This is a genomic window from Massilia sp. Root335 (assembly GCF_001425685.1).
GTDB classification, from domain to species: Bacteria; Pseudomonadota; Gammaproteobacteria; order Burkholderiales; family Burkholderiaceae_D; genus Telluria; species Telluria luteola.
On record NZ_LMCY01000033.1, the window covers coordinates 195184 to 196588 of the forward strand.

A 1405-nucleotide genomic window follows, 5' to 3' on the forward strand; every position below is an offset into this window, starting at 1 on the left:
CGCCTGCACGAGCGCCGGCGGTTCGGCGATCGGCGTGGACAGCTATTACCACGGCGTGATGACGGATGTGATCGGCAACGTCGTCAACGACATCGGCCCGGCCGGCTGCACGTACGTCCAGGGCATTTATTTCAGCACCTCGGGCTCGATCAAGAACAACCTGGTCTACCGCGTGGGCGCGGTGGCGATCCACTTGTGGCACGACGCCAATCACGTGGTCATCACCAACAACACGGCGGCGGCATCGAACTTCGGCATGGTGATCGGCGGCGGCGACTTCTATTACACGACGGCCGGTGCGAACAATGTCTTCGTCGCGAACAACATCGTGTACGACAACAAGTACGGCATCTCGGAGCAGGGCGTGACCGGCAAGCAGAACGTGTACAAGAACAACCTCGTGACCAAGAACTCGACGTACAACATTTCGCTGCGCAATGGCCTCGTCGCCACGGCGACGGTCAGCTCGGACCCGCTGTTCAAGGGCTATTCGCGCACCGCGACGACGCCCGATTTCCACCTGACCATCAGCTCGCCGGCAATCGGCCGCGGTATCGCGACGAACGCCTACCCGACCGACCTGGGCGGCAAGCCCCGTAACGCCACCACGGGTTACGACATCGGCGCCTACCAGCACTGATCCGGTCACTTACCCGGTAGTACCGGTCCGGCTTGCCGGACCCCAAGCGCCCGCGGCGCCCTGCCGCGGGTTCGCCTCCCAGTGTTGCGCCTGCTGACACCGACGCTGCCGGCCTCGCGCCCGCGGCAGGGGAACCCACGCACTCAAGGAATGTAAATGAAACAACGACTCAATATCGCATCCAACACCCGTATCAACGCACTGCTGTGCAGCAGCGCCGCCGTTCTCCTGGCCGCGTGCGGCGCCGCCGGCGCCGCGTCGGCCCAGACGACGGCCCATGTCTACACCATTACGGGTGCCGGACCAACGAGTGAGCCGAATGCGGCCGGTGCCGCATCGAAGGATTTCGCCCTGACGGGCTACGACATCAACCCGCTGGCCGGCGCCGGCTCGCTCAACGGCGCGATCGCCAGCGCCGCCGCGGGCGCCGCCGGGACGCAGCCCCGCCTGCTCGCCGGCGTCACGGCGGCCAATCCGTCGTCGTCCGCCGTGACCACGGCAACCGCGCAGGTGACCCAGCTGTACCAGAGCCTGCTTGGCCGCGCGCCGGATGCGGCCGGCCTCGCGTACTGGAGCCAGGCCGTGGCCAGCGGCGTGCCGCTCTCCGCCGTCGAAGCTGCGATCCGCAGCAGTGCTGAATACATGAGCCTGCATAACACCACGGGCTCGACGGTGACGGTACCGGCGACGCCGTATAACTACTACGTGTCGCCGACCGGCTCGGACACGGCCGCGGGCACGAAGGCCGCGCCGTTCAAGACCCTG

2 protein-coding genes are annotated in these 1405 nt (G+C 66.7%); both read left to right on the forward strand.

Translation table 11 applies throughout. From position 1 onward, the window contains the following. On the forward strand, nt 1–640 hold a 640-nt coding region (locus ASC93_RS18825), incomplete at its 5' end, for a choice-of-anchor Q domain-containing protein (protein ID WP_307189014.1). A 156-nt stretch (nt 641–796) separates the two neighbouring features. Continuing rightward, a partial coding sequence (locus ASC93_RS30050; protein ID WP_229412790.1) for a DUF4214 domain-containing protein occupies nt 797–1405 on the forward strand: 609 nt, incomplete at its 3' end.